At 61.3% G+C, this 26,107-nt stretch carries 26 protein-coding genes; 6 read left to right on the top strand and 20 right to left on the bottom strand.

The window, feature by feature from the left end; translation table 11 throughout:
- Positions 1 to 5: 5 nt before the first annotated feature.
- Complete coding sequence (gene flgF / locus C6558_RS02835) at positions 6 to 731, bottom strand: flagellar basal-body rod protein FlgF (protein ID WP_025425915.1); 726 nt, start codon at positions 729 to 731, stop codon at positions 6 to 8.
- A 2-nt stretch (positions 732 to 733) separates the two neighbouring features.
- On the bottom strand, positions 734 to 1,513 hold the full coding sequence (locus tag C6558_RS02830; RefSeq protein WP_107026824.1) for a DUF1217 domain-containing protein: 780 nt from the start codon (positions 1,511 to 1,513) through the stop codon (positions 734 to 736).
- A gap of 184 nt (positions 1,514 to 1,697) precedes the next feature.
- Between C6558_RS02830 and motA the strand changes: the two genes are divergently transcribed.
- From motA to C6558_RS02800, 6 genes are all read left to right on the top strand, one after another.
- A complete protein-coding gene (gene motA / locus C6558_RS02825; protein ID WP_025425913.1) occupies positions 1,698 to 2,576 on the top strand; it encodes a flagellar motor stator protein MotA in 879 nt (292 codons plus the stop codon).
- Positions 2,577 to 2,580: 4 nt separating this feature from the next.
- On the top strand, positions 2,581 to 3,528 hold the full coding sequence (locus tag C6558_RS02820; protein WP_025425912.1) for a FliM/FliN family flagellar motor switch protein: 948 nt from the start codon (positions 2,581 to 2,583) through the stop codon (positions 3,526 to 3,528).
- Between the two features lie 60 nt (positions 3,529 to 3,588).
- Positions 3,589 to 4,215 carry a flagellar motor switch protein FliN gene (gene fliN / locus C6558_RS02815; RefSeq protein WP_025425911.1) on the top strand — a complete coding sequence of 209 codons (627 nt, stop codon included), beginning with the start codon at positions 3,589 to 3,591 and terminating at the stop codon, positions 4,213 to 4,215.
- 29 nt (positions 4,216 to 4,244) lie between these two features.
- Positions 4,245 to 5,276 (top strand): flagellar motor switch protein FliG, encoded by a 1,032-nt coding sequence (gene fliG, locus C6558_RS02810; RefSeq protein WP_025425910.1) that lies wholly within the window; start codon positions 4,245 to 4,247, stop codon positions 5,274 to 5,276.
- A 235-nt stretch (positions 5,277 to 5,511) separates the two neighbouring features.
- Complete coding sequence (gene flhB, locus C6558_RS02805) at positions 5,512 to 6,591, top strand: flagellar biosynthesis protein FlhB (RefSeq protein ID WP_025425909.1); 1,080 nt, start codon at positions 5,512 to 5,514, stop codon at positions 6,589 to 6,591.
- 5 nt (positions 6,592 to 6,596) lie between these two features.
- Positions 6,597 to 7,037, top strand: coding sequence for a hypothetical protein (locus C6558_RS02800; protein WP_025425908.1), 441 nt, complete (start codon positions 6,597 to 6,599; stop codon positions 7,035 to 7,037).
- Positions 7,038 to 7,151: 114 nt separating this feature from the next.
- Here the strand turns inward: C6558_RS02800 and visR are convergent, their stop codons facing one another.
- The 18 genes from visR to C6558_RS02705 form a co-directional block, all read right to left on the bottom strand.
- The gene (visR, locus tag C6558_RS02795; protein WP_025425907.1) at positions 7,152 to 7,895 is read right to left on the bottom strand and encodes a transcriptional regulator VisR; all 744 of its coding nucleotides are present in this window, start codon (positions 7,893 to 7,895) and stop codon (positions 7,152 to 7,154) included.
- 12 nt (positions 7,896 to 7,907) lie between these two features.
- Entirely contained in the window at positions 7,908 to 8,648 is a 741-nt protein-coding gene (visN, locus tag C6558_RS02790) for a transcriptional regulator VisN (RefSeq protein WP_025425906.1), read from the bottom strand.
- Between the two features lie 839 nt (positions 8,649 to 9,487).
- Complete coding sequence (gene fliF, locus C6558_RS02785; protein WP_025425905.1) at positions 9,488 to 11,164, bottom strand: flagellar basal-body MS-ring/collar protein FliF; 1,677 nt, start codon at positions 11,162 to 11,164, stop codon at positions 9,488 to 9,490.
- 372 nt (positions 11,165 to 11,536) lie between these two features.
- Positions 11,537 to 11,929, bottom strand: coding sequence for a hypothetical protein (locus tag C6558_RS02780; protein WP_025425904.1), 393 nt, complete (start codon positions 11,927 to 11,929; stop codon positions 11,537 to 11,539).
- A 72-nt stretch (positions 11,930 to 12,001) separates the two neighbouring features.
- On the bottom strand, positions 12,002 to 12,556 hold the full coding sequence (cheD, locus tag C6558_RS02775) for a chemoreceptor glutamine deamidase CheD (protein WP_025425903.1): 555 nt from the start codon (positions 12,554 to 12,556) through the stop codon (positions 12,002 to 12,004).
- The gene (locus C6558_RS02770; protein ID WP_025425902.1) at positions 12,553 to 12,942 is read right to left on the bottom strand and encodes a response regulator; all 390 of its coding nucleotides are present in this window, start codon (positions 12,940 to 12,942) and stop codon (positions 12,553 to 12,555) included. Before C6558_RS02770 ends, cheD begins: the two co-directional genes overlap by 4 nt.
- A complete protein-coding gene (locus C6558_RS02765; protein ID WP_025425901.1) occupies positions 12,942 to 14,000 on the bottom strand; it encodes a chemotaxis response regulator protein-glutamate methylesterase in 1,059 nt (352 codons plus the stop codon). The genes C6558_RS02770 and C6558_RS02765 overlap by 1 nt, the downstream gene beginning before the upstream one ends.
- On the bottom strand, positions 13,997 to 14,905 hold the full coding sequence (gene cheR / locus C6558_RS02760) for a protein-glutamate O-methyltransferase CheR (RefSeq protein ID WP_025425900.1): 909 nt from the start codon (positions 14,903 to 14,905) through the stop codon (positions 13,997 to 13,999). Before cheR ends, C6558_RS02765 begins: the two co-directional genes overlap by 4 nt.
- Positions 14,902 to 15,372 carry a chemotaxis protein CheW gene (locus tag C6558_RS02755; protein WP_025425899.1) on the bottom strand — a complete coding sequence of 157 codons (471 nt, stop codon included), beginning with the start codon at positions 15,370 to 15,372 and terminating at the stop codon, positions 14,902 to 14,904. Before C6558_RS02755 ends, cheR begins: the two co-directional genes overlap by 4 nt.
- 5 nt (positions 15,373 to 15,377) lie before the next feature.
- Positions 15,378 to 17,666 carry a chemotaxis protein CheA gene (locus C6558_RS02750; protein ID WP_025425898.1) on the bottom strand — a complete coding sequence of 763 codons (2,289 nt, stop codon included), beginning with the start codon at positions 17,664 to 17,666 and terminating at the stop codon, positions 15,378 to 15,380.
- Positions 17,667 to 17,685: 19 nt separating this feature from the next.
- Positions 17,686 to 18,051, bottom strand: coding sequence for a response regulator (locus C6558_RS02745; protein ID WP_025425897.1), 366 nt, complete (start codon positions 18,049 to 18,051; stop codon positions 17,686 to 17,688).
- A 3-nt stretch (positions 18,052 to 18,054) separates the two neighbouring features.
- Positions 18,055 to 18,348, bottom strand: a complete 294-nt coding sequence (locus tag C6558_RS02740) for an STAS domain-containing protein (RefSeq protein ID WP_025425896.1) — start codon at positions 18,346 to 18,348, stop codon at positions 18,055 to 18,057.
- A gap of 41 nt (positions 18,349 to 18,389) precedes the next feature.
- Entirely contained in the window at positions 18,390 to 20,012 is a 1,623-nt protein-coding gene (locus C6558_RS02735; RefSeq protein WP_025425895.1) for a globin-coupled sensor protein, read from the bottom strand.
- A gap of 700 nt (positions 20,013 to 20,712) precedes the next feature.
- Entirely contained in the window at positions 20,713 to 22,104 is a 1,392-nt protein-coding gene (locus C6558_RS02725; RefSeq protein WP_025425893.1) for an FGGY-family carbohydrate kinase, read from the bottom strand.
- A 4-nt stretch (positions 22,105 to 22,108) separates the two neighbouring features.
- Positions 22,109 to 22,423 carry an L-rhamnose mutarotase gene (gene rhaM / locus C6558_RS02720; RefSeq protein WP_025425892.1) on the bottom strand — a complete coding sequence of 105 codons (315 nt, stop codon included), beginning with the start codon at positions 22,421 to 22,423 and terminating at the stop codon, positions 22,109 to 22,111.
- 7 nt (positions 22,424 to 22,430) lie between these two features.
- A complete protein-coding gene (locus tag C6558_RS02715; protein WP_025425891.1) occupies positions 22,431 to 23,435 on the bottom strand; it encodes an ABC transporter permease in 1,005 nt (334 codons plus the stop codon).
- Positions 23,435 to 24,415: an ABC transporter permease gene (locus C6558_RS02710; protein WP_025425890.1), complete on the bottom strand. Its 981-nt coding sequence runs from the start codon at positions 24,413 to 24,415 to the stop codon at positions 23,435 to 23,437. Before C6558_RS02710 ends, C6558_RS02715 begins: the two co-directional genes overlap by 1 nt.
- On the bottom strand, positions 24,412 to 25,908 hold the full coding sequence (locus tag C6558_RS02705) for a sugar ABC transporter ATP-binding protein (RefSeq protein ID WP_025425889.1): 1,497 nt from the start codon (positions 25,906 to 25,908) through the stop codon (positions 24,412 to 24,414). Before C6558_RS02705 ends, C6558_RS02710 begins: the two co-directional genes overlap by 4 nt.
- Positions 25,909 to 26,107 lie beyond the last annotated feature (199 nt).

Here is a 26,107-nt window from a genome sequence, read left to right as displayed (position 1 = left end):
ACGCCTTAGCGGCTGCCACCGAGCGTCTTGATCGCTTCGTCGAGCGACCCTTCGCTGTCACGCATCAGCGCGGTGATGTTGTCGAACGCGCGGGTGACCATGATCAGCTGCGACATTTCCGCGATGGCGTTGACGTTGGATTCTTCGAGGAACCCCTGCATGACGCCGACATCGAAGCGATCGACGACCGGTTCCGGCTGTACCGCCGGAAGCACCGCACTGTTGTCGAGGCGCATGAAGCCCTTGCTGAAGTCGGCCTGGTAGAGGCCGAGCGAGGCGACCGCGACACCGTTCTGGTGCAGGGCACCGTCGGCGCCGACGGTCACGTCGCCGCCCGAGCCATTGATCTGGATCGGCGCGCCGCCGGCGTCGAGAACCGGATAGCCGCGAATGGTGACCAGTTCGCCGGTTTCGGTCAGCGTGAAGCGACCGTCGCGCGTCAGCGCCGGACCCGAGGGCGTGTCGATCTGAAACCAGGCATCGCCTTTGACGGCAAAATCGAACATGCCTCCGGTGCGCGTCAGCGAACCGTTGCTGCTATTGAGGAACTCTTCGCCCTTGCTGACGTAGGAAACCTTGGTCGGCTTGGTATCGCCGAGCATCTGGTTGAACTTCACTTCCGTGCCGCGGAAACCGACGGTGCCCGAGTTTGCGATATTGTCGGCAAGTGTATTGAGACGCTTTTCAAGCGCCATCTGCGACGAAATCGCAACGTAAAGACCGGTCTGCACGTTCAGCGTCCCCCGAGTTTCAGGCTGTTGATGGACAGGAGCAGGTCGGAAGAGATGCCGTAGCCGCTCGACGCGCCGAAAACCGCAAGCGGGTCGTAACCGTCCGTTGAATTGTTGATTTCCCAAAGCGCCGTAAAGCGATCGAGAAAGTCCGTCAGCTTGGCCGGATCCTGGAAGTCCTTGAGGTCGATTGCGTCCTCATAGGCGGCCGCCTGACAGTCGACCTCGGTGCCGGCGAATTCGTCGGGCAGCTGCAGCGTGGTGCGCACCACCTGCGCCAGCGCCTCGTCGGCAATGATGGCGTAACCGCTTGATATCGACGGCGCCATGCGGGCGAAATAGAGCGCGAGCCGCACGCCGGCGTTCTCCTCGCCGGCACTCTGCTCGAGCGTCTGGCGGGCGTATTTGTCGACGACGCCCTTCTGGGCGCGATCGAAGGAGGTGGCCGCCTCGCCGTGAAGGGCGAAATTCAGCGATTCGGCCAGCTGCTTGTAGCGGCTGTCGGTCAACTTGTTGGCGAAGGCATCCTCGTTGTCGACGCCCTCGGTCAAGACCTTGCGCATGAAGGCCTTGGCGTAGCCCATGTCTTCGAGACCGTGCGCCTTGATCGCATAGTTGTAGAGGCGCGTGTCAGCGAAAAACTGGTCGATCGTTTTTATGTCGCCGATCTTCGAAAGATAATATTCGGTCTCGCGGGCGACGTCCGGTTCCTCGGCGACGCGCTCCAGCGACTTGCCCAAGTCGGCCGTAATCAGCTTGTAGCTCGTATAGGTCGTGGTCACGATCGGTCGCCCTTAGCGGAGTGAGACGGGCGCGACTGGAGAGCCGGCCATAGCAAATCCTGACCGGATTGGCTTGCGCGAACCTGTTCCACCGCAATGATTTCCGCCGCTTCGACGGCCAGCCTCACGCAAGGAAGAAACCTTATCCCGTTAGACGAAAATGGGATCGTGTCAGGTATCGAAAATGAACATCATCATCGGGCTTCTTGTGACTTTCGGCTGTATTCTCGGCGGCTACGTGGCCATGGGCGGCCACATGGAAGTCCTCAACCAGCCTTTCGAACTGCTGATCATCGGCGGCGCCGGTATCGGCGGCTTCATCATGGCCAACTCCATGAAGGTGGTGAAGGATACCGGAAAGGCTCTCGGCGAAGCGTTTCGCCATAAGGTTCCCAAGGAGCGGGAGTATCTCGACACGCTCGGCGTTCTCTACTCGCTGATGCGCGATCTGAGAACCAAGTCGCGCAACGAGATCGAAAGCCACATCGACAACCCCGAAGAATCCTCGATCTTCCTGTCGGCGCCGACCGTGCTGAAAAACAAGGAACTGACGGCCTTCATCTGCGACTACGTCCGCCTGATCATCATCGGCAACGCCCGCTCGCATGAGATCGAGGCGCTGATGGATGAAGAAATCCAGACGATCACCCACGACAAGATGAAGTCCTACCACGCGCTGACGATCATGGGCGACGCCTTCCCGGCGATCGGCATCGTCGCGGCGGTTCTCGGCGTCATCAAGGCGATGGGCGCGATCAGCGAAGCGCCTGAGGTTCTCGGCGCCAAGATCGCCGCCGCACTCGTCGGCACCCTGCTCGGCGTGTTCCTCTCCTACTCGATCGTCGCTCCGCTGGTCGCGAACATCAAATCCGTCCGCGAAAAACAGAACCGGCTCTACATCATCGTCAAGCAGACGCTGCTTGCCTACATGAACGGCTCGGTTCCGCAGGTCGCGCTTGAATACGGCCGCAAGACGATTTCGGCCTATGAGCGTCCTTCGATCGACGCCGTCGAGCAGGAGATGATGAACCCCGGCGGCGGCAGCGAAAGCAAGGCGGCTTGATCCCATGACATCAGGAACACCGACAAACGTTCATCCCTTCGACAGGAAACTGCTGGCGCGCATGACCGGCGCGCTCGGCGACGACCGCGCGATCGGCCGGGTGGCGCTCGATCTCGGCCAGGTGTTCGGCGAATTCCTTCCCGACATCTGCAAGGCGGAAACCGGCCTCGACATCGCCATCGGCTATGCGGGCTTCCGCACGGGCCTGCGCAACAGCCTGATCGCCGAGCTCGGCAACGGCGTGCTGATCAGCGACATCTGCTTGCGCAACTGGTGCCCCGACTTTCTGATCAGCTGCGACAGCCCGATCATCATCACCATGGTCGAGGCGCTGTTGGGCGCGGAGCCGACCGATATCGAAGAGCCGCAACCGCGCACACTTTCCCCGATCGAAATCGACGTCGCCCAACCGATCTTCGAGAAGATCGCCGACGTGCTTCGCACCGCCGTCAACGCGTCGGGCGGCTTCGAGCCGATCGTTGCCCGCGCCCACAACAGTGCTTCCCGCGGCAAGCCCGACCCTGCGGTCGAGGACGTTCATGCGGCAGCGATCGACATGACGATCGGTTTCGGCCCTGTTTTGTCGACCTTCTCGATCATCGTGCCGCAAAGCGTGCTGTTGAAGACGCAGATCGTCTTTCCGAAGGGTGCCGGCCAGAACCGCAAGCAGAAGTCCGAATGGACCGAACAGATGGAGGAGCAGGTTCGCCGCTCCGCCGTCACCATCGAGGCACGCATCCGGCTTGAAAGCCTGACACTCGAGACGATCAGCCGCCTCCGGGCCGGCGACGTCATTCCCTTCCACGATGCCCAGGACGTTCGCGTCGACGTGAACGCCAACGGCCGCGATCTCTACGTCTGCGAGTTCGGCCGATCGGGTGCGAAATACACCGTGCGGGTCAAGGATACCCACGGCTCCGAACAGGACATCCTTCGCCACATCATGAGTTAATTCGGCTCGCCGTCGCCAGGCAGTAGGCCTGAGGCAAGCTTCAACTGGAATAGTTCGCACATGGCACCCAAGAAAGCACCAATCAACGAACAGGCCGCACTCGCTGTCGGAGACATGGAACTCGACCAGGCGATCGACGATCTGCGCGGTGTTCTCAAGAAAGACACGGACGCGCCGGCTGGCTTCGGCGCCGAGTTCGGCAGCGTAGACACGCTCAGTGGCGCAGGCGAATTCGGCGGCGAATTCGCCGCTCCGGCCGATGGTCTTGGCGCCTTTGGCGGCGACTTCGGTTCGGACACCTTTGGCAACGATCTGTCGGAGACCCCGGCCACCACGGATTTCGGCGGCGGCAGCTTCGGCGCCAGCGATTTCGGCGCATCGGACTTCGATGCCGGTGAAACCGTCACCGACACGCCGCCCGGCAGCGGCATGACCGCCAATCTCGACCTGATCATGGATATTCCGATCGATGTTCAGATCGTTCTCGGCACCAGCCGAATGCAGGTATCGGGTCTCATGAACCTGACCGAAGGCGCGACGATCTCGCTCGACCGGCGGATCGGCGAACCGGTCGAAATCATGGTCAACGGCCGGATCATCGGCCGTGGTGAAATTACCGTTCTCGAAGGCGACGACACCCGGTTCGGCGTCAAGCTCATCGAGATCAAGGGCAGCAAGAAGTCATAGAACCCAATCATTGGGCGAGGGATGAATCCATGATGGATTTCGAAAGTTTTGAGGCTCAGGCACTCTCCAGACCTCTCAACCAGACCGACAAGGCAGCAGCCGTTCTGCTCGCGATGGGCAAGACCGTCGCCGGAAAGCTGCTGAAGTTCTTCACCCAGAGCGAGCTGCAGGCGATCATCGCTTCGGCGCAGTCGCTGCGGGCCATCCCTCCCCACGAACTGGAAGCGCTGGTCAACGAATTCGAAGACCTGTTCACCGAGGGCGCCGGCCTCATGGACAATGCCAAGGCGATCGAGAGCATTCTCGAGGAAGGCCTGACCCCGGACGAAGTCGACGGCCTGCTCGGGCGCCGCGCCACCTTCCAGTCCTACGAAGCCAACATCTGGGACCGACTGCAGGAATGCGACCCGGTCGCGGTTGCGCTGCAGCTGGCCAAGGAACATCCGCAGACCATTGCCTATGTCTTGTCGATGATGCCGTCGAGCTTCGGCGCGAAGGTCCTGCTGCAGCTCTCCGAAGAGCAGAGGCCGGATATCCTGAAGCGCGCCGTCAACATGAAGGACGTCAGCCCGAAGGCTGCGTCGATCATCGAGAACCGCGTCATGGAAATGATCGGCGAGATGGAAGCCGAGCGCAATTCCGCCGGTCCGACCAAGATCGCCGAGGTGATGAACGAGCTCGACAAGCCGCAGGTCGACACGCTGCTCGCTTCGCTCGAATCTCTCAGCACCGAATCGGCCAAGAAGGTTCGCCCGAAGATCTTCCTCTTCGACGACGTTCTTTACATGCCGCAGCGCAGCCGCGTTCAGCTGTTCAACGATGTCTCGACCGACATCATCACCATGGCGCTGCGCGGTTCGACCTCGGACCTGCGCGAATCGGTGCTCGCCTCCATCGGCGCACGCCAGCGCCGCATGATCGAATCCGATCTTGCCATGGGCGATGCCGGCATCAACCCGCGCGACATCGCCATCGCCCGCCGCTCGATCACCCAGGAGGCGATCCGCCTTGCCGCAAGCGGCCAGCTGGAGCTGAAGGAAAAGGAAGCGCAGGCCGCCTGATCCATCCGGTCGCCGGGTATCCTTTCAAGGACCGGCGCTAAGCCTGATCGTAGAACCACAACGCGGGCCCTTGGCCCGCGTTCCTGTTTTGGAGAGATCGACGGCCCCCGCATTTCCTGTTGACCCGGCATGATTGCCCCCGCGAAGCCCTTGTCTGCCCTAGTTTCCGGGTTCACTACAAACAGCGCAAGATCAGCGCTGTCTTGTGGAAACCGGTCGGGAGATTTCCTGTCGCATGTCGGACGATCAGGATAAGGACAGCAAAACAGAATCCCCGTCGGAGAAGAAGATCTCCGACGCCGCCGACAAGGGCAACGTGCCCTTCTCCCGCGAAGCGACCACCTTTGCCTCGACTGTGGCGATCTACATCTTCTTCGTGTTCTTCCTGACCGACGGCGCCAGCACGGTTGCCGCGGCGCTCAAGGACATTTTCGAGCAGCCGGAAGCCTGGCGACTGAACAACGCCACGGATGTCGTCGCGTTGATGACGCACCTCGCGTGGAAGTCGACAGCACTGCTCGTTCCCGTCTTCGTGCTGCTCATCGTCTTCGGCGTCGGCTCGTCGATCTTTCAGAACCTGCCGCGTCCGGTGCTCGATCGCATCCAGCCGAAGATGAACCGGATTTCGCCGATGGCGGGCCTGAAGCGCATCTTCGGCGTTCAAGGGTTGGTGGAGTTCGGAAAGTCGCTGTTCAAGATCATCGTCGTGTCGATCTTCGTCGTGCTGGTTCTCTGGAACGACTACTTCGCGACGCTCGATCTGATGTTCTCCGATCCGGTTATGATCTTCTCGACGATGACGTCCGATCTCAACCAGGTGATGATCGTCATCATGCTGGCCACCGCCGTTTTGGCGATCGCCGATCTCTTCTGGTCCCGTCACCATTGGTACACCGAACTGATGATGACCAAGCAGGAAGTAAAAGAGGAGATGAAGCAGGCGCAGGGCGACCCGATCGTCAAGTCGCGCCTGCGCTCAATGCAGCGCGATCGGGCGCGCAAGCGCATGATTTCATCGGTGCCACGGGCAACCCTGGTGATCGCCAACCCTACCCACTATGCCGTTGCCCTGCGTTATGTCCGCGAAGAAAGCGACGCACCGGTGGTCGTTGCCCTTGGTCAGGACCTCGTTGCCCTCAAAATCCGCGAGATCGCAGAGAAGAACGGCATTCCCGTCTTCGAGGATCCACCGCTTGCACGCTCCATGTTTGCACAAGTCTCGGTCGATAGTGTGATTCCACCCGTGTTTTACAAGGCAGTTGCCGAACTCATTCACAGGGTGCATGCGCAATCGCAACCAAAACGGATGACGTAACGCCGATGAAAAAGTGCGAATTCTCCGAGAGACGGGAACAGATAGTAGCCGAAGCGATCCGCCCAGTGGCGACCGAGTTGCGTCTCATCGACGCCGCGGATTTCATCGCTCTCCTGCGGTTCGAATCCTATGCCAGCCTCGCTGACCTCGTTGAATCGGCCGCCGAGCTCTATTTCCTGCCCGGAACGGTCAATTTCGGTCTCGGCGGAAATTACAATCTGGATTGGGACAGCGAGCCAGAAATCGTGCTCGATCTCGAGCTCAAGCCGCGCGGCGTCACCATCTACGTACGCCTCTCGCTCGGCAACGACACCGCCGGCATCGAGATCAGCCACATCACCTTCCAGAACCCGTCGGCGGATCCAGACGAGAACACGGCCTTCCTTGCAAAGAGCCTGACCGAAGCGAAGTTCATCAAATCCTATGAACTGCCTCTGGCGTGTTAGAGCGCTTCCGGTTTAAACGGAGCCGTAGAAACGATCTATATTATTGTTTTTACGCATTTCCTGACGGAAAACCGCTACGCACTTTTCCTGGAAATGCTCCGGGTCGCCCGATCTTCAGCTGATGTAGCCGAGGCGAATAGCCTTGGCGATCGCCTGAATACGGTTGACCGAATCGAGCTTGGTCGTGGCGGCGCCGAGATAGGCGTTCACCGTGTGGACGGAGAGCCCCATCCGTTCGGCGATCTCTTCGCTGATATGGCCGTCGCCGGCCATCTGCAGGCAGGCGATCTCACGATCACTCAGCGTCTCCGGCCGCACCATGCGCTTCTCGTCAGCCGCCAGAAGGTCTGTCATGATCGTGCAGCTACGGCCATGCAGATCAACCACCTGCTCGGTCGTCGCTTCGACATAGCTGCCGGCGAAGACCACATATCCATTGCCCTGCGCACCGAGCCGCACGGGAAAGGCAATGCCGGAATAGGGTAGCTTGCGCGCTTTCAGACGGTGGCCGAAGTGCCCGAACTCGAACATCTCCGCCGCCTGATGTTCGCCCGAGCCATTCCAAAGCACCGGCAGCAGCGATGTGTCGAGATGGGCCGTCAACTCGTCGCCGTAAAGAGTTATGAGATCATGCGCGTTCGCTTCCGAGGAAACTCCCCAGTTGTCGAGCACGCAGGTCAGCTTGCGCACCGCGCCCATACCCTTGCCGTTGAGCCGCAGGACGGCGAAATGCTTGGCGTTGATCTGACGCTGCATCGCCTGCAATCGTGTGATCAGAGTGGCCGCGCGCGCCGCCCTGCCGCTACGGCTGTGCCGCTGGTCGTCGTCGTTGCGTCCACTGGCGAGGAAATGGGTCATCAGTCTCGCCCCTCAGACCAGGTTGTTGCGGACGGCATAGGCGATCGCCTCGGAGCGGGTTCGCGTGGCTGTCTTTCGCATGACGCTGGTGATGTAGTTGTTGATTGTGTTGCGGGAGATCCCGAGAATGACGGCGATCTCTTCGCTCGTCTTGCCCTCGGCGATCCAGGACAGGCACTCCAGTTCACGGTCGGTCAAGTCGAAGTCGCGATCGTGCCGCACTTCGGCGCGTGTGGTGAAGCTTGCGAGGTATCCAGCAAGCAGGGTCACATCGCGCAGGCTCTCCTGCGACAGGATCACATCCTCGGGAACGAGCAGCATCAACGAGAAGCGCAGCCGTCCGACATTGAAGGTGACCGCGCAATATTCGCGGCTGATGCCCCGTGGCAGGTCGATGTCGTCGGGCAGCGAATAGAACACTGGCTGCAGCACCGAGAGGCATTTTTCAAGCTCGGTCGTCTTGGCATGAAGTCCGATGATGATGCCCGAAAGCCGTCTGACGATGTCGAACGGCCAATCCGAGCAGACGACGAAGTCGAGCCCGTTATCCTGCGAGAGATCGTATCGCGCCAGGAGATAATGGCTCGCGCCAACATATTCGGTCAGCGCCGCAAGCCCGCTTCCCAGGTTGGCGCGCCCCGCCATGTCGCCCAGCCGCCGAAACAACTGATCACGCGTAAGCCCACCACCGCGTAGGCGTGTCGACGCTGTCGGCAAAGGCCAGACAGTTATGTCTGCTTGCGAAATGTCCATGATGTCAGCCCCCGTGCCGGATTCACCGCCCTGGAACCTGCGCTTGCACTGTCGCCGCCAACAGCCGGCCCAAGCCGAATATCACCACCAGTCGCAATTCAGGACGCGAATCAATGTTAAAAATGTACATCCGTCCTCAAAAAAAACCATCGTCATCTTCTCGCTATTTACTTCACCACCCTTTCATGAAACGATTCGCCGAGATGCTGCTTCAGCATTGTCCGATCCCGGGCACCACGCAGCACATGTTTTGACATAGCGTTGATATTTAAAAGAGTTTTGCCGTTCGAATTGCCCCTGCTCCGCTGACGCACCGATTTCGCGCAGCGCTGGGCGGCTCGCTGAGCACAAATTCAGCCCAAATCTCGTCATTCACCAGAGTCAGAAGAAGCTTCGAACAGGGGCGAATTTTACTTTCGACTGACGCCTGTTGCGAAAATGCATCAATTATTCACTCGAACAACCGCAGTCTATCAATATATAAAACTCGAATACGTCGAGAATTATTATCGAATAACCCAATTTATATTCCAATTTATCTGTGTATTGACGATGGCAGACGCAGTAAACCGGCCCACCTTCCGCACCCGGGCAGCAACGGCGGAATCTAAAAATTAAGATCTCGTTAAAGTATTACAATCGCGGGCCGCACCCATGACTCGGGCGACGGCACAACGATTCTTACCGTGGATTCAGCGGCCGATACCGGCAACCGCCGAGACTCGCACAATATTTGCACGGGACACGACGGCAAGAGCGCTGCACCCGCAACGCCTGCGAAACGAAAAATCCCGCCGATGCGGCGGGATTTGTCACTATCAGACGATTTCTGTGTGTGATCAGGCGGCTTTCTCGAGAGCCCATTTGCGCAGGATCTTTGCGGCGCGCTCTTCGCTGATCTCGACCATGCGTGCAAGGCGCCTTTCCGGTCCTTCCTTGACGCGACGGTTGAAGGCGCCTGCGTCTTCGCCCATGCTGAGCAGATCGTCGGTGCTGTCGAAGCCGAAGTCGGAGCCGAAGCCGTCCATGAGGGCGCCACCGGCACCTGCTGTCGCAGGGGAGAAATCGGGCAGTTCGAGACCGGCGGATTCGTTGGCGAGCTGGCCGGAGCTTCCGCCAAGGCCGAGCTGCCGAGCCAGCGGCCGCATGCCCATCCAGACCACCAGGAAGGCGACGACGACGAAGGCGAGCGCGTTGATGATGCCGCCAAGATTGCGCGTCAGCGTCTCCATGAGACCCGGACCCGCGATGGCCTGGTCAAGCAACTGCGTCTCGACGAAGTCCATGGCGTTCAACGTCACCACGTCGCCACGGTTCGCATCAATGCCGGCGGCTGACGATACGATCTTCTGCATCTCCTGAAGATAGGCATCGATCTTTGCCTGATCGACCGGCTCACCGACCATGGCGGCAAGGCGGCCGCGATTGACGACCACCGCAATCGACAGGCGCTCGACCGTGTAGCTGTTCTTCACGGTGGCGATCGTCTTGCTGTTGATCTCGTAGTTGGTCTGTTCTTCCTTCTTCTCGGCCTGGTCGTTCGACTGCGGGCCGGCACCGCCGCGCGGAGCGGCCTGCGGGATGTTCTGCTGTACGGTTGCGGCATTGTCCGGCTGCTGCTGGCTGGACTTCTGCTCTTCCTTGGTGACACGGGTGGAGCGTTCGACGCGCGATTCCGGATCGAACATCGTTTCCTGGATCTGCTGCGTGTCGGTGTTCAGACGAGCCGTAACGCTGGTGCGGAAGTTGTCCATGCCGAGGAATGGGGCGAGCGCGTTGTCGATCTTCTTCTCAAGCTCGGTCTGGACATTCTGCACCACGCCCAGCGACTGGTTGAGGGCGCTGTTGGCCGGATCGTCGCCAGAGGCGAGAAGCTGGCCGGTCGAATCGAGGATGGTCACGTCATCGAAGTCGAGCCCCGGTACGGACGAGGCGACGAGATGGCGGATGGAGGCTGCGGCATTGCGGCCGACCGTGGCGCTGGCGCGGATCATCACCGAGGCGGTCGGGTTCTGGTCTGCCTTACGGAAGCTGCCACGCTCAGGCATCACGATGTGGACGCGGGCGGCGGCGATACCGGAGATCTGCTGGATGGTGCGGCCGATTTCGCCTTCAAGCGCGCGAACCCGGGTGACTTCCTGCATGAAGGAGGTCAGACCGAGCGAGCCGACATTGTCGAAGAGTTCGTAGCCGGCATTGGCGCTGCTCGGCAGGCCGCGCTCGGCCAGGAGCAGACGGGACTTGCCGGTCATGCCGACGGGAACCTGGATGCTGCCGCCATCCGCACCGACGTTGAAGTCGATGTTGGCTTCTGCAAGCGCAATGCTGATTTGAGTGACGTCGCTTCGCTCAAGCCCGACATAGAGCGTCTCGAACGATGGCCTGTTGACGTAGATACCGGCCCCCAGGACCATGCCGACAGCGACAATGCCGGCGGCCGCCAGCGCTATCAGCTTGCCTTGCCCCAGACTGGCGAGGTTCTTCGTGAACATCGAAAATTGATTCAACAGACTCATTCTGTTTCCGCACCCAGTATCGCAGGACATTCGAGCCGGTCATCCGACGAGCGCCCTGCGCAGTTCCAACATTTTGGGTTTGGTGGGTGTCGCGTGCCCCGCAACGACTTCCAACACACACGAATCCATCAGCCCCGATCGGGACCGTAGGAAACGAAACTTGCGCGAACTTGGCTTTCGCCGCCAGTCTCGGGGAAATCGGGGGATATAGCTGTAGAGAAATCTGGCTGCACCGACGGACGATGCAGCCCAAAGGCCAGAGCGCTTCCATCTTAAAAGAGCGCGTCCATCTTAAACGGGGCGCGGAAACGCTCTCTTTGTTTTTACGCGTTCCCTGACGGAAAACCGCTCCGCACTTTTCCTGGGAAGGCTTTAGAACGCCTCAAAGTCGCCCGCCGCCTTGGTCAGCGGCTGCGAATGGCCGTGACGCAACATGCCGTTGCCCAGCGCCTTCTTCATGTCGGCGAGCTTGACCAGGCTAACAGCCGTGGTCACGTCGACGAGGCAGGTATCGGGGATCACGGCGGTGATCGTGTCGATGAACTCGGCCAGGCCGCGGGTCTTCTGCACGGCCAGATCGATGCCCTGCAGCACCATCATCTCGTCGCGATTGTCGAGTGCCGAGGCGCCCCGACCGCCGAGCAGCTGAGGCTCGATCCGTTCGATGAGATAGGCGACGTCGTGAAGTTCGGTGACGACGCGCATCAACACTTCGGGCAGCGATTCTTCCACGTGCGGCATGTGGCCCTGGTAGTCAGTCTGCATTGTCGGTTCTCACGTGGTTTTTCTGACGATAGTGCAGGCGTGTGGTTCGCCTGCGGAGCATGCCCCGCAGGATCAGAAGAATTCGATGGAGCTTTCGACCGGACGTGGCGCGATCACCGGGCGCTCTTCCAGCTGGACCGTGCGCTGGGTTTCCACCCCTGTCAGTGCGTACTGACGGGCGCGTCCCGACGACGGCCAGTATTCGAGCTTGCGGCCGTGTTCACCGCCGGTGCTCTCGCCGACGATGCGGATGCCTTCGTCAAGCAGGAACTGCCGGGCAAAGGCGGCATTCTGCTCACCGACATTCGAAAACCGGGCGATGGTCTTGGCGCCGCCGAAGATCTTGGCCTCGAGCCGATCACGCCGGGCGCCCTGCTTCAACAGACCGTTGATCAGCAGTTCCATGAGATGGACCCCATAGCGGGTCGCATCGCCGCCGGAAGCGGGCGACGACGCCGATCCCGGCAGCAGGAAATGATTCATGCCGCCGACTCCGACCACGGGATCGCGCATGCACGCGGCCACGCAGGAACCGAGAATGGTCGACAACACCACATTGGGATCGTTGAAGACCTTGTACTCGCCCTGAATGACATGCACGCGCTTGCCGACGGCTTCCATGTTCATTTCAATGCCCCAAATACGGCTTCGATCGCGGCCTTCATCTTTTCGATCGTGAACGGCTTGGCCAGCACGTTGTTGGCTCCGAGCGCTGCCGCCTTCTGGACCAGCGCGCGGTCGCCCTGCGCCGTCAGAATGATGAAGGCCGCCTTCTTGGTAGCCGGGTTCGACCGCACTGCCTGGAGCAGGCCAAGGCCATCCATCTTCGGCATGTTGAAGTCGGAGATGACAAGGTGATGCGGGTTCTGGGCCATGATCTTCATGCCCTGTTCCCCATCACCGGCGGCGGTGATCTGCTTGAAGCCCAGCTGCTGCAGGGCGTCGCCCAAAAGCAGGCGGCTCGTGACCTGATCGTCGACGATCAGAACTTTTATTTTTTCGGCGATGGACATTATTCGCTTCCTTCCTTCCGGAACGCCGCGGTCTTCAGTATCTCCTCCCCGATGGAACCGAGGGGGAGCTGCGTTTCGACGGCGCCCAATTCATAGGCAACTCTCGGCATACCGTAGACGACACACGTCTTTTCGTTTTGTCCGAAGGTCTTTGCCCCGGCATGCCGCATTTTCAGGAGACCGGATGCGCCGTCACGGCCCATGCCAGTCAGAATGACGCCGATCGCATTGCGACCGGCAAGTTCGGCGACCGAATCGAACAGCACGTCGACCGAAGGACGGTGGCCGTTGACCGGATCCCGATCGACCAGACGGCAGCAAGGCGCCGTCGGATTGGAGACCTGCAGGTGGCGCTCGCCGCCCGGGGCCAGATAGACCTTGCCGATTTCGAGGCGTGCGCCATCGGTTGCTTCCTGCACCGTCGGTGCGCACAGGCGATTGAGCCGCTCGGCAAAGCTCTTGGTGAAGGTGTGCGGCATATGCTGTGTGATCACAGTCGGCGGGCAGTTCGGCGGGAACTTCTGCAACACGGTGATCAGGGCCTCGACGCCGCCGGTGGAAGCGCCGATGGCGATGATCTTGCGCCCTGCCCGATATTCCGAGGCACCGTTGACATTGGCCGCCGTCGGCGCTGCCGCCTTGTTGCCGGTGATGATGAACTTTCGCTGCGAGCGGGCTGCGGCCTTCACCTTGTCGATCAGATCGCCGAAGGGGTTCGGATCGCCCGGAAGGGGTTTTCCGACGCAATCGAACGCACCGATTTCAAGTGCTGCAATCGTCGCCTCGGCACCCTTGTGTGTCAGCGTCGAGACCATGATGACCGGCATCGGGCGCAGGCGCATGATCTTGTCGAGGAATTCCAGGCCGTTCATGTTCGGCATCTCGATGTCGAGCGTGACGACATCGGGATCGAGCTGCTTGATCGCCTGGCGCGCTTCCATCGCATCGGCCGCCTGGCCGACGACGGTCACGCCGGGATCGGAATTGAGAACTGCGGTGATCAGGCCACGCATGGTGGCGGAGTCGTCGACGACGAGAACGCGAGCGGGTGCGGTCATGCCCGTCCTCCATGAAACTTGCCGGTATGGCGGTAGGTGGTGATGCCGATATTGTCGAACTGCGACTTGGCGTCGCCCGACACGCGCTCGGAATGACCGATGTAGAGATGTCCATTGGTGCCGAGCATTCCGGCAAAACGCGACCAGATCTTCATCTGCGTCGGCTCGTCGAAATAGATCACCACGTTGCGGCAGAAGATGACATCGAACGGCCCCTTGAACGGCCATTGGGCCATCAGGTTGAGCTCGTTGAAGGTGATGAGCCGCTTGACGCGATCGTCGATCTGCCACTTGAAGCGGCCGCCGGCATTGACCTCGTCGAACCATTGCTTGCGCATGGCCGGATTGACCGTTTCGAGCGCGGTGGCATCATAGGCGCCGGCCCGTGCCAGCGTCAGGATCTTCGGGTCGATATCGGTCGCGAGAATGCGGAAGTCGTAATCGGCCGCGTTCGGCAGCAGCGACAGCACCGTCAGCGCGATCGAATAGGGCTCCTGCCCGTCCGAGCACGCCGCAGACCAGATACGCACGCGACCGCCGGCCTTGGCGCGGGCAATCAGCTCCGGCAGAACCTCCGTCTTCAGATGCTCGAAGTGATGATTCTCGCGAAAGAAGCGGGTGAAGTTCGTCGTCAGATGCGAGAGCATGTCGCGGCGGGCGGCAGCGCCTGCCGGCGAGGAGACCAGCTGGCAGTACTCGCGGAAGCCCTTGAGACCGAGGTTGCGGATGTGCTTCGACAGGCGGGAATAGACCAGCGATGCCTTGGTCTCGTTGAGATAGATGCCGGCATCGGCATAGATCATCGCTGCGATTTCACTGAGATCGCGGCGCGTCAGCGGATACTCACCGCTTGCCAAACATTCATCGGGCGACTGCTTCTGCTCCAGAATGGCCTGGTTTCTCATGCTGCTTCCCTTTCTTCCTGCGGGAAGACAGATTCGAGTTCTATCAGGCAGATCAGCCGGCCTTCGATCGCGAGCACGCCGCGGGCGAAGCTCCTTTCGAATTCGGACGAGATGACATCAGGTGTCGGCTGGATCTTGTCATCGGTAATCGTCAGTATGTCGGAGACGGCATCGACCAGCAGGCCGACGACCTGGTTCTTCACCTGGGCGACGATGATGACATGGCGGACGGTCGGCTCGGCCGGCTTCATGCCGAGGCGTGCCGACAGATCGATGATCGGCAGCACCGCGCCGCGCAGATTGATGATGCCGAGCATATAGGCCGGCGCATGCGGCATTGCAGTCGCCGGTGTCCATCCGCGGATTTCGCGCACGGACATCACGTTCACGCAGAACTCCTGATCGCCGACGCGGAAAGCAATCAGCTCTCGTCCGTCCGTGGTCAGATTCCTTGCGGCATAGGTCATCGCATTCATCCAGCAGCAGCGAGAGACATTTCAGCCTTCAGCGAATGGCCACGCGAGGCGGCCACGATCGTGTCGACATCGAGGATGAGCGCCACCCGACCGTCGCCAAGAATGGTCGCCGCAGCGATGCCCGGCACGTGGGTGTAGTTGGCCTCAAGGCTCTTGATGACGACCTGGCGCTGGCCCTGGATGGCGTCGACCATCAGTGCGCGCTGGCCGCCACCTTCGGATTCCACCAGAAGTGCGACGCCTTCGACCGGGTTTGCCTGGCTGGCGCGGAAGTTGAGGATGCGACCGACGTCGACCAGCGGGCAGAAGGAGTTGCGGATCGATATCAGCCGCTGGTTGGAGCCGAACGAATGGATTGCGGCGGCTTCCGGCTGCAAGGTCTCGACGATCGCCGTCAGCGGCACCACCAGCGTCTGGTTGGCGACCGTGACCACCATGCCGTCAAGCACGGCGAGCGTCAGCGGCAGGCTCATGGTGAAGACCGAGCCGTGGCCGGGCTTCGAGGAGATGTTGATGCGGCCGCCGAGCGCCTGGATCGAGCGCTTGACCACGTCCATGCCGACGCCGCGGCCGGAGATGTCGGAGATCTTGTCGGCGGTGGAGAAGCCGGCGTGGAAGATCAGGTTGTCGATCTCCTCGTCGGAGAGATTGGCATCGGCGGCGATCAGATCGTTGTCGATCGCCTTCTGGCGCACCTTCTCGCGGTTGATGCCGGCGCCGTCGTCGGCAAGCTCGATGACGATGCGGCCCGACCGGTGCTTGGCCGTCAGGCGCACGGTGCCTTCGGCGCTCTTGCCGGCGGCGAGACGCTTCTCCGGCGTTTCGAGGCCGTGATCGACGGCGTTGCGGATCATGTGCGTCAGCGGTTCGGCCAGCTTGTCGATGACCGTCTTGTCGACTTCGGTGTTTTCGCCTTCGGTGATGAGACGGACAGACTTGCCGGTCATGTCGGCGATTTCGCGAACGATGCGCGACATGCGCTGGAACACCGGCTTTACCGGCTGCGCGCGGATCGCCATCACCGAGTCCTGGATCTCGCGGGTGAGCTGCTGCAGCTCCTCGAGGCCCATGTTGATCGACGAGGTGCCGTTGGCGTCGTTTTCGACCACGCTCTGCGACAGCATCGCCTGGTTGATCACCAGTTCGCCGACGAGGTTGATCAGGCGGTCGACGCGATCGAGATCGACGCGGATGGTCGGTGTCGCGGCGGATGCGGCTGCCTGCTGCGCGGCTGCGGATTGCGCCGCGGCACTGGCGGCGGCACCGGCCGACTTTTCAACAGGCGCACGGGCGGTCGACTGGGCCATCTGCAGCACGTTGCTGGCCGTGCCGGCGGCAGAGACGGCCGCATCGCGGATCGCCTGCCGGGCTGCCAGCTGCTCTTCTTCCTCGATCACGCCGACCGAAACAGCCGGCTCGTCGTCGAGGATCGAGAGGTCGAACGGCACCGGCTGCATCGGCAGCTCTTCGCTCGGAGCGGCTGTGTCATCGGAGACCAGCAAAATCTCGAGGTCGCAATCCCACTCGGCGAATTCGAACACGGTGCGGATCGCGTCCTCGCCCTTGTCCGTCTTCAACGAGATCTTCCAGGAGAAGTAGGCGGATTCCGGATTTAGGCGATCGAGCGCCGGAAGCGCGTCCATGTCGCAATGGATGCTCATCTCGCCAAGGCGGGAAAGGTCGCGCAGAAGCAGCGTTGCCTCGTTGCCCTTGGCGTAGAGATCGGATCTCGGCTTGAAGACGATCTCGTAGGTCGGCATCTCCATCAGCGCCGGCTCGTCTGCCTCGAAATCGTCGAAGGAGAACGCGACGGGCTGGAAGCCTTCGTCGTTGGCGACGGGTGCCGTTACAACCGGGGCGGCCTTGGTGACCGGCTCGGCAGCGGCCGACGCCTGCGGTACCTCGCCGTTGGCAAGCGCCTCGAGTTCCTTGATCAACTGGCGGCTGCGCGCCTCGTCGACGCTACCGCCATCGCGGGCAGCGTTCGTCAGGTCGGCGAGCACGTCGGCCGACTTCAGCATCACCTTCAGAACCTCAGGACCGGGGTCGAGCCTGTTGGAACGAACGCAATCAAGTGTCGTCTCGAACACGTGGGCGAAGGAGACGAGGTCGTCGAGCCCGAAAGCGCCGGCGCCACCCTTGATCGAGTGCACCGCGCGAAACACCGCATTGACCGTTTCCGGATCGCGGTCGCCGTCATTGAGCTTCAGCAGACCCGATTCCAGTTCGGCGAGTTGTTCCTCGCATTCCTGGAAGAAGATCTCTTTGATTTCGTTCATATCCATTGGAGGCTATCCTCGGACTTCAGGCCGTTACGCGCTCGATTGCATCAATCAGTTTGGTCGGGTCGAACGGCTTGACGATCCAGCCGGTAGCTCCGGCCTGACGGGCGCGGTTCTTCTTTTCGGCGTCGCTTTCCGTGGTCAGGACCAGGATCGGGATAGCGCGGTAACGGTCGTTCTTGCGCACGCCTTCAATGAAGCCGAAGCCGTCGAGACGCGGCATGTTGATGTCGGTGACGATGACATCCGGATTGGCTTCTTCGAGAACCTCGAGGCCCTCGACGCCGTCCTCTGCCTGGATCGTTTCGAAACCGGCATTGTTCAGCGTGACCAGAAGCATGTTTCGGATCGTCCGGGAGTCGTCGACTGTCAGAACTCGCTTTTTCATTCTTCAAATCTCCTTTGCCATCAGGTGATCGATATCGACCCCGATGAGCTGTGTCGTTTTCTCGAAAGCGTCCGACACCTTGCTGAAGGTGAAAGACAAATGATCCTCTTCCCAAGTCTTGGCGCCGGCCATCAGCACCTGGACGCAGAGCGTTCCAACCCGCTCGACCGCCGAGGCGTCGATCGTGAGATCGCTGCCCTTCAGGCCCAAAAGCTTCTCATGCAGCGCTGTCGCTTCGTTCAGGTCCAACACCGGAGCGAGGCTGAGCGTCTTCTGAGCGGTCTTTTTGCTGGCCATTCCTGTTTTCCTCGACTGCTAACTCTTGAGTGCCCTTGAGATCAGCGTTGCCAACCGGCGAACTGACGTTGCGGACCGTCGTCGAACAATGGCGCCGCCATTTCATCGTCGGCCATCGCCGCAGGAGCCACGAGGCCGCGTCCCTGGCTGGCGGCCGGTGTTGGTGAGGCCGCGTGGCGGCGTTCAACGCGGAACCTGCGGATCGTCTCGCCGAGCTCGACGATGACATTGTGCAGGTCGTCGGAAGACCGGACCGTCTCGCCCGCCATCGCGGCACTTGCCTGCACGGCCTGCGAAATCGCACCGATGTCAGAGGCAACGCCCTTGAGATCGCCGACCTGTTGTTCAGCCTCACGGGCGATACCGGAGACGGCGGCATTGATCGATGTGACCTGCTGGACGATGCTGCTGATCGCATCCTGAGTGCGACCGACGATCTCGACGCCGGTCTCGACCTGCGCCTTGGTGCCCGTCACCAGCTGCTTGATTTCACGTGCCGCTTCGCCGGAGCGCTGCGCCAGCGCGCGCACTTCCTGGGCGACGACGGCAAAGCCGCGGCCGCTGTCGCCTGCCCTTGCAGCCTCGATGCCGGCATTCAGCGCCAACAGGTTGGTCTGGAAGGCGATCTCGTCGATGACGCCGATGATCTGGCCGATCTTTTCGGCCGACGCTTCGATGTCGGCCATGGCGGAGATTGCCTGGCCGGCAATCTCGCCGCTGCGCTCGACAGCAACCCTTGTCTCGGTGGCTTTGATCTCGGTGGCGCTGATGCGGCTCGAGCCCGTCGCCATGCGTTCGGTCATGTCGGCAAGCGCTGCGAGCTGACCCGAGAGGGCATCGGCTTCAGCCGCCGCCTTGTCGGAAAAACCGGCCGCTCCGTCGCGCAGACGGCCAATGAAAGTCTCCGCCGCCTGACCGCGCTGATCGGCGGACTGCAGGCTCTGCTGGATCGTGTCGAGTGCCGCGTTCAAGCTGGCGACGATCGGCTGGTAGGCATCCGGCGCGCTCTCGGACAGGCGCACGCCCAGGTCGCCGTCGTTCAAGCCTTTGGCGAAGTCGCCGAATAGGGTCGTTACCGCCTGCTCGTCGGCACTGTGCTGGTCGGCGAGCTGGCGCTGATGCTGCTGGCGAAGGGCGTTGAAGCGGAGCGAGACGCCGATCTCGGTGTCGACGAAAACGGTACGGACTAGTGCCGCAACCAGATCGCACAGTTCCTTGCGACGTCCCCTGCCCATCGGCAGGAAGGACTTCGGCCAGGCCTCTTCGATGAGGCCGACCAACAAGTGTTCCAGCACGACGGCGTGGCTTGCCATCTGCCAGCGCGGATCGAGGCCCATGCGGTTCGATGTGTCGGCAAGCACCTTGACGCGCTCGGCATAGAGGCCGTCAAAGCGGGCATCGGTCAGCACGTTCCAGTGCGAAGACTGGATGTCCTGCAGGCGATCGAGCTGCCGGTCGTTGTCGAAATGGCGGGCTGCGTCGGGATAGCTCTGCAGGCGCTGGAAGAGATCGCGAAGGGCTGCGTCGATGCGAGGGGAAAGTTTCTGCCTGGTGTCGCGGACGCGGGAACAACTCTCGTCGTCGAGCCCGGCAAAGCGCAAGCGCTCCAGCAGACTGCCTGCCTGGCCCTTCCTTGCCTGTTCTGACGATGCTTCCTGCCTCAACGCTAAATCCCCGGCTTTGCATGCTTGGAATTTGCCTGGGGAGTATCCGGACGGTCCACGGTCCACCGGACGTGCACGCCACATCAATGAGATCAGCCCCCGCCGCTTGGGCGTCTGCTATCGTCCATCCCGCAAGTAAATTCGGTGAAGAATCGATACCGGACCGGAACCGGTACGGCGGGGCGGCATCATGCCTTGAGGAGACTGTGAATTTTCCCATTCCGACGTGTGGGACAATGTTTATGGTTAATTCCTTGCTTGAAGGTTAACGGTCGATGGCCTGTAACCGGAATCACTAAAATTCGCCGGGTGTTTCCTGGCGCTGTTTTTGCGGCGCAGCAATGCCGCACTATTGACCCCGAATTTCAACAGGTTTTCACTCACAAGAGTTTAGAATTGTACTTCTACTTGCGCTCGCGTATCGAAGCGAACGTGAAGTGGGCGCAGATCGCGCGGAAGAAACCTTTGCAGCAAGCAAAGCGACATCATGACGATGCGCTGACGGGAAACGAACAATGATTGTTCTTGGAATTGGCGCCGCTCTCACAGCAATCCTGACAATGATGGCCGTATCCATCGTGCTCAATCTCGAGCATAACCGCTCGACGAACCGCAGCTCGGTTTTCTAAGCGAAAAAACGAACGCCATCGTCGTCAACCGCGCACTTCATGCGGCACCGTTACTCTCCTATATTTCACCGTTACTGGTTGCCATTGGCCTGTTGCACATGGCTTTTCGTTAGCGACCGCCAGTTTTCTGCATAGTGCACAAAGCTCTCAGGCACGGGGCCGGCGAAGGCCTGCACGCCGGTCCGCACGTGGCGGCCGTCGACAAGACTTGCAGCCCCGAGGCTGGTGCCGGTCACGTTGTGGCTGTCGGCAAGGACCGGGCGCCCCGTTGCCGCCTGAAGCATGCGCAAATAGGCGGCGTTTGCAGCGAACGGTCCCTCGACCACGATATCCCCTCGCGCCCCGATGAGATCGAGGCATGTCGCCGTCATCAATGCCAGATGGAAAGAAACGGCGGCGACCCTGCCGGCCGGCGTCAGCTTCTCCTCGTCCACCGTCCAGCGCGCCTTGGCGGATGGGAAAGGTCCGGAGCCTTCGGGAAGCGAAGGCAACAGCATGTGCCCTGCCGCAATGACGGCCTCCTCGTCTTCAAACGCGGTGGGCGTCGTGCCGTCGCCGAGCAGCAGCGAGAAGGCACGACCGCCCATGAAACGCGCCGAGGGAACCGGGTCGCCGAGAGCGTTGACGTTGATCAGTGTGTCGCGATGTTCATCGAGCGTCACTTTGGCGGCGCCAACCGCCAGCATCACGACCCAGGTGCCGGTCGACACCACGGAAAACGGCGTCGTTCGGGTCAGCAGATGCGGCAGCAACGACGCGTTGGAATCGTGGATGCCGCAGTAGATAGGCGTACCCGCGGGAATGCCGGTGGCGAGGCAAAGCTCGGGCAGCAGCTTGCCGACGATATCGTCTGCCTTGCGGACGGGCGCAAACAGGTGCCGCCAGCCCTGGCCTTCCACCAGCGTCGAGAAGGCGCCTTCCGTCGGGTTCCAGAGGTCGGTGTGGCAACCGAGCGAGGTCAGTTCGTTGACGCGCACGCCGGTCAGCCGGAAGGTCCAGTATTGCGCATAGGTCAGGATCGTTGCGATCCTGGCGAAGGCGTCGGGAAAGGTCTGCTGCTGCCAGAACAGCTGCGCGCCGACATTCAGGCCCATAGGCAGGCGCGCGGAGCCGGTTTCGGCAAAAGGCGGACGAACGGCCTCATAGGCTTCCGACAGGGTATCCGGCCCGACGAATTCATAGTCCAGCACCGGCAAGGCAAGGTCGCCGGCCTCGTCGAGGACAACCGCGGTTGCGCCGTGGGTGGTGATCGAGATCGCTTGCAAGGGATGCTCGGCCTGGAGCGCCGTCAGGCTATCGAGCACGAAGGCCCAGAGACGCTCGACATCGAAATGCGGATAGGGCTCGCCCGCGACGACACGGTTTGCGGTCTTGCGCACGGCAACCTCTTCGAAGCGATCGAGATCAACCGCTGCGACCTTGGCATTGGTCTTGCCGATGTCAATGACGCCCACGATCCGCATCGGGTCAGCTCATGTGAAAAACGGTTTTGAGCGGTACGGCGACCGGATCGTTATCCTCGCGGGTTTCCATGATGTCGGCCATATGAGCCCACCACTTCCGCATCACCGGATGGGAGGGCAGATCGGCCATGCCGTGGTCGTCCGCTCGCCAGAGGACGCCGAAGAGCAGATCGTTCTCCTCGTCGAGATGGATGGAGTAGTCCGAAATACCGGCCTCCTTCAACAGGGTCACCAGCTCCGGCCAGATGGCATCGTGACGTGCGGTATATTCGGCGGCCATTCCCGGATTGAGCCGCATACGGAAGGCGTATTTTTCCATGGAAACCTCAGTGGGCAAGACGGCGGCGGGCGCGTCGCCACAGGATGGGCAGGGCGATCACCGAGATCAACAGCAAACCGATGAAGATCGACATGACGATGCCCGGCACGTTCAGGAGCCCGAAGCCGAAGGTGACCATGCCCATGATCAGGGCCGCAAGCACGACCCCCGGTATGGTACCGGAGCCACCGAGAATGCTGACGCCGCCAAGCACCACCATGGTCACGACTTCCAGCTCCCAACCAAGCGCGATCGACGGTCGGGTGGAGCCGAGGCGCGAGGTCAGGCAGATCGAGGCAAGCCCCGCCATCAGGCCGGTGAGCAGAAACAGCGTGAACTTCACGCGGCCGACGCGGATACCGGAGAACAGCGCGGCCGTCTGGTTGTTGCCGATCGCGTAGACGGCGCGGCCGAAATTGGTCTTGTGCAGCACGACGCCATAGATCACGGCCAGGACGACAAAGAGCGTGAACTCGAACGAGAACACCCACCAGACATAGCCCTGCCCGAACCAGGAGAAGCTTCCGGGATAGCCGGTGAAGGCCTGATCGCCAAGGATGATGAAGGAGAGGCCACGAAACAGGCTCATCGTACCGATAGTGACGACAATCGACGGCAGGCCGAGACCGGTGATCAGCAGGCCGTTGACGACGCCGCAGGCGAGCCCGACCGAAAGTCCGACAACCACCAGCGCCGGCGTGTCGAAGCCGAGCTGGACGGCATAACCCATCGCCGTCGAGGCGAGCGCGATGATCGAGGCGACCGAGAGATCGATCTCGCCTGAAATGATCACCAGCGCCATGGCGAAGGCGATCATCGCCTTTTCGGTGAAGTTGAAGGTGGCGTCGGACAGGTTCCACGGGTCGAGGAAATAGGGTGAGGCCAGCGAATTGCCGATGAAGATGAGGCAGGCGACGACGAACAGCAGGCTTTCCCAACTCTTCAGCAGGCGCGCGCCGCGCCCTTCGAGGCGATCGGGAATGTTGCGGGGGGAGAGATGCGTTTCTGCCATCAGACAGCCTCCGCCTTTTTGAGGATGACGCGTCCCTTGCGCCGTTCGGCACGCGCATTGACGGCAACGGCCGTTATGATGACCATGCCGGAAATCGCCATCTGGGCAAAGGGCGAGATGTTGATGACCGGCAGAGCGTTCTTGATCACACCGAGGAACAGCGCGCCGAGCACCGCTCCCGGCACCGAACCGATGCCACCGGCGATCGAGATGCCGCCGATGACGCAGGCGGCGATGATGTCGAGTTCGAAGCCGGCGGCAATATCGACATAGGCAACGGCATAGCGCGACACCCAGAGATAGCCGGACAGCCCGGCAAGCGTCCCCGAGAGGCAATAGGCAAAGAAGCGCGTCCGGCCGACGTCGATGCCGGTATAGACAGCCGCATGCGGATTGCCGCCGACGGCGAAGAAGGCCCGCCCGAGCGGCGTGCGGCTTATCACCAGGAAGATCGCCGCGACCGTGACGACCGAGAGCCAGGACAGCACGGGAATGCCGGCAAGATCAGTGCGCGGAAAGCTCTTGAAGGCATCGCTCATCTGGTGGGCATTGATCCACTTGCCGTTGGTCAAGAGGAAGATCAGGCCGCGATAGATCGTCAGCGTGCCGAGAGTGACAACGATCGGCGGGATGTCGAGTTTCCAGACCAGGGCCCCATTGATCATCCCGAGCACCGCGCCGAGCGCTATGGCCGACAGGAGGATGACGGGGATCGGCAGGCCGGGGAACGCGGCGTTCAGCATTGCCGCGACCATGCCGGAAAGCGCCAGGTTTGCCGCCATGGACAGATCGATGCAGCGCGTCAGGATCACGGCCATCTGGCCGAGCGCCAGGATGATGAGGATCGAGGTGTCGTTGTAGACGCGTGCCAGATTGGTCGGCGCAATGAAGGGCGGGAAGCGCCAGGCGATCAGGACGACCAGCACCAGGATCGCGCCGACAAGCAGCAGTTCACGGTTTTTCAGGAGCTTGGCCATCATGCGGCCTCCGCAATGCCGGCGGCGGCACGCACCAGCTTTTCCGCCGTCAATTCTTCCCGCTCGAAGCGGCCGACAATGCGGCCCTCGCGCATGACGATGACGCGATCCGACATGCCCATGATTTCGGGGATTTCCGATGAGACCATGATGACGCTGAGGCCCTGTGCGGCAAGCTCACTCATGAAGGCGTGCACCGCGGCCTTGGAGCCGATGTCGATGCCCTTGGTCGGTTCATCAAGAATGATCACCTTCGGCTTGGTCGCCAGCCATTTGGCGATGACCACCTTCTGCTGGTTGCCGCCCGAAAGCGTGCCGACGTCCTGATCGAGGGAGGCGGCCCGCAGATCGAGCCTAGACGTATATTCCCGCGCAAGCGCGAACTCGTTGGCAAGTTTGAGGAAGCCGGAGCGCGAGGTGCGCGACAGCGACGGCAGCGTCACGTTCTGGAAGATCGGCAAGCCGATGATCGCGCCCTGACGCCCACGCTCCTCTGGCACATAGACGATACCGCTCCTGATCGCCTCGGACGGATTGCGGATCACCAGGATTTCGCCATCCAGCCTGATGGCACCTGCCGACGGGCGGGTGATGCCGATCAGCGACTGCATGAATTCGGAGCGGCCCGCGCCGATCAGCCCATAGAAGCCAAGAATTTCGCCACGTCTCAGTTCAAAGTTAATGTCCTCGAACTCGGTCGGGTGACGGTAGCCGGAGACTGTCAGAACGGGGTCGCCGATGGCTACGTCCTTCTTCGGATAGACGGAGCCGACGGCGCGGCCGACCATCATGCGCACGAGATCGTCCTGACTGACATCGGCGATCAGCCCCTCGCCGACCATCGTTCCGTCGCGAAACACGGTGTAGCGATCGGCGATGCGGAAGATCTCATCGAATTTGTGGCTAATGAAGAGGATCGCCTTGCCGTCGGCCTTCAGCCGTTCGACGAGCGCGTAGAGTTCGTGAATTTCCTTGTGCGACAGCGCCGCCGTCGGTTCGTCCATGATCACGACGCGGGCATCGACCGACAGAGCCCGGGCGATCGCCACCAGATGTTTCTTGGCAATGCCGAGATCGCGCAGCCGGATCGTCGGATCGAAATCAGCGCCGGCGCGATGCAAGAGCGCACGTGCATCCGCATTGAGCTTATTCCAGTCGATCAGGCCGAAACGGTTGCGCGGGGCATGGCCGAGGAAGATGTTTTCAGCGACGGACAGTTCGTCGAACAGAACCGTTTCCTGATGGATGGCGGTTACGCCTGCCCTTGCAGCAGAAAGCGCGGTCGGGAAGGCGGTTTCCGCATCCGCAACGCGGATGCTGCCTCCATCAGGCTGATAGATGCCCGTCAATATCTTGACGAGGGTCGACTTCCCCGCACCGTTCTCACCGACGAGTGCCGTCACGGAGCCCGGATAGAGCGACAGCGAAACGTCGGACAATGCCTTGACGCCGGGAAAGGACTTGGAGATGCCTTCAAGCGCAATGGCGGGCTTCATCCGCGATGTGATCGTATCCTGCAACACATTCCATCCGCCTGATTTGTGGGCCTGACATCCAAGGCGCCACGTCTGCAAAATTGCCCCTCACCCTAACCCTCTCCTCGCTCGCGGGGAGAGGGGACCCGTTGGCGTGTCGCCGCTTACGCCGACGCCCATTAGGAGCGGAGCATCGCCGCATGTTTCCCTTCTCCCCGTC

The organism is Ensifer sp. NM-2, assembly GCF_003024455.1.
Taxonomy (GTDB): Bacteria; Pseudomonadota; Alphaproteobacteria; order Rhizobiales; family Rhizobiaceae; genus Ensifer; species Ensifer canadensis.
The sequence above is the reverse complement of the archived record's forward strand: the minus strand, read 5'-3'. Positions and strand labels throughout refer to the sequence as shown.

Bases quoted from the DNA above. Each gene is read 5' to 3' on its own strand.
- fliN (WP_025425911.1), top strand. From the start codon at position 3,589: ATGGCACCCAAGAAAGCACCAATCAACGAACAGGCCGCACTCGCTGTC.
- C6558_RS02750 (WP_025425898.1), bottom strand. From the start codon at position 17,666: ATGGATATGAACGAAATCAAAGAGATCTTCTTCCAGGAATGCGAGGAA.
- fliG (WP_025425910.1), top strand. From the start codon at position 4,245: ATGATGGATTTCGAAAGTTTTGAGGCTCAGGCACTCTCCAGACCTCTC.
- C6558_RS02745 (WP_025425897.1), bottom strand. From the start codon at position 18,051: ATGAAAAAGCGAGTTCTGACAGTCGACGACTCCCGGACGATCCGAAAC.
- C6558_RS02820 (WP_025425912.1), top strand. From the start codon at position 2,581: ATGACATCAGGAACACCGACAAACGTTCATCCCTTCGACAGGAAACTG.
- C6558_RS02800 (WP_025425908.1), top strand. From the start codon at position 6,597: ATGAAAAAGTGCGAATTCTCCGAGAGACGGGAACAGATAGTAGCCGAA.
- C6558_RS02710 (WP_025425890.1), bottom strand. From the start codon at position 24,415: ATGATGGCCAAGCTCCTGAAAAACCGTGAACTGCTGCTTGTCGGCGCG.
- fliF (WP_025425905.1), bottom strand. From the start codon at position 11,164: ATGAGTCTGTTGAATCAATTTTCGATGTTCACGAAGAACCTCGCCAGT.
- C6558_RS02780 (WP_025425904.1), bottom strand. From the start codon at position 11,929: ATGCAGACTGACTACCAGGGCCACATGCCGCACGTGGAAGAATCGCTG.
- cheR (WP_025425900.1), bottom strand. From the start codon at position 14,905: ATGAGAAACCAGGCCATTCTGGAGCAGAAGCAGTCGCCCGATGAATGT.
- cheD (WP_025425903.1), bottom strand. From the start codon at position 12,556: ATGAACATGGAAGCCGTCGGCAAGCGCGTGCATGTCATTCAGGGCGAG.
- C6558_RS02755 (WP_025425899.1), bottom strand. From the start codon at position 15,372: ATGACCTATGCCGCAAGGAATCTGACCACGGACGGACGAGAGCTGATT.
- visN (WP_025425906.1), bottom strand. From the start codon at position 8,648: ATGGACATTTCGCAAGCAGACATAACTGTCTGGCCTTTGCCGACAGCG.
- C6558_RS02705 (WP_025425889.1), bottom strand. From the start codon at position 25,908: ATGAAGCCCGCCATTGCGCTTGAAGGCATCTCCAAGTCCTTTCCCGGC.
- rhaM (WP_025425892.1), bottom strand. From the start codon at position 22,423: ATGGAAAAATACGCCTTCCGTATGCGGCTCAATCCGGGAATGGCCGCC.
- flhB (WP_025425909.1), top strand. From the start codon at position 5,512: ATGTCGGACGATCAGGATAAGGACAGCAAAACAGAATCCCCGTCGGAG.
- C6558_RS02740 (WP_025425896.1), bottom strand. From the start codon at position 18,348: ATGGCCAGCAAAAAGACCGCTCAGAAGACGCTCAGCCTCGCTCCGGTG.
- C6558_RS02715 (WP_025425891.1), bottom strand. From the start codon at position 23,435: ATGGCAGAAACGCATCTCTCCCCCCGCAACATTCCCGATCGCCTCGAA.
- C6558_RS02765 (WP_025425901.1), bottom strand. From the start codon at position 14,000: ATGACCGCACCCGCTCGCGTTCTCGTCGTCGACGACTCCGCCACCATG.
- C6558_RS02725 (WP_025425893.1), bottom strand. From the start codon at position 22,104: ATGCGGATCGTGGGCGTCATTGACATCGGCAAGACCAATGCCAAGGTC.
- visR (WP_025425907.1), bottom strand. From the start codon at position 7,895: ATGACCCATTTCCTCGCCAGTGGACGCAACGACGACGACCAGCGGCAC.
- motA (WP_025425913.1), top strand. From the start codon at position 1,698: ATGAACATCATCATCGGGCTTCTTGTGACTTTCGGCTGTATTCTCGGC.
- C6558_RS02770 (WP_025425902.1), bottom strand. From the start codon at position 12,942: ATGTCCATCGCCGAAAAAATAAAAGTTCTGATCGTCGACGATCAGGTC.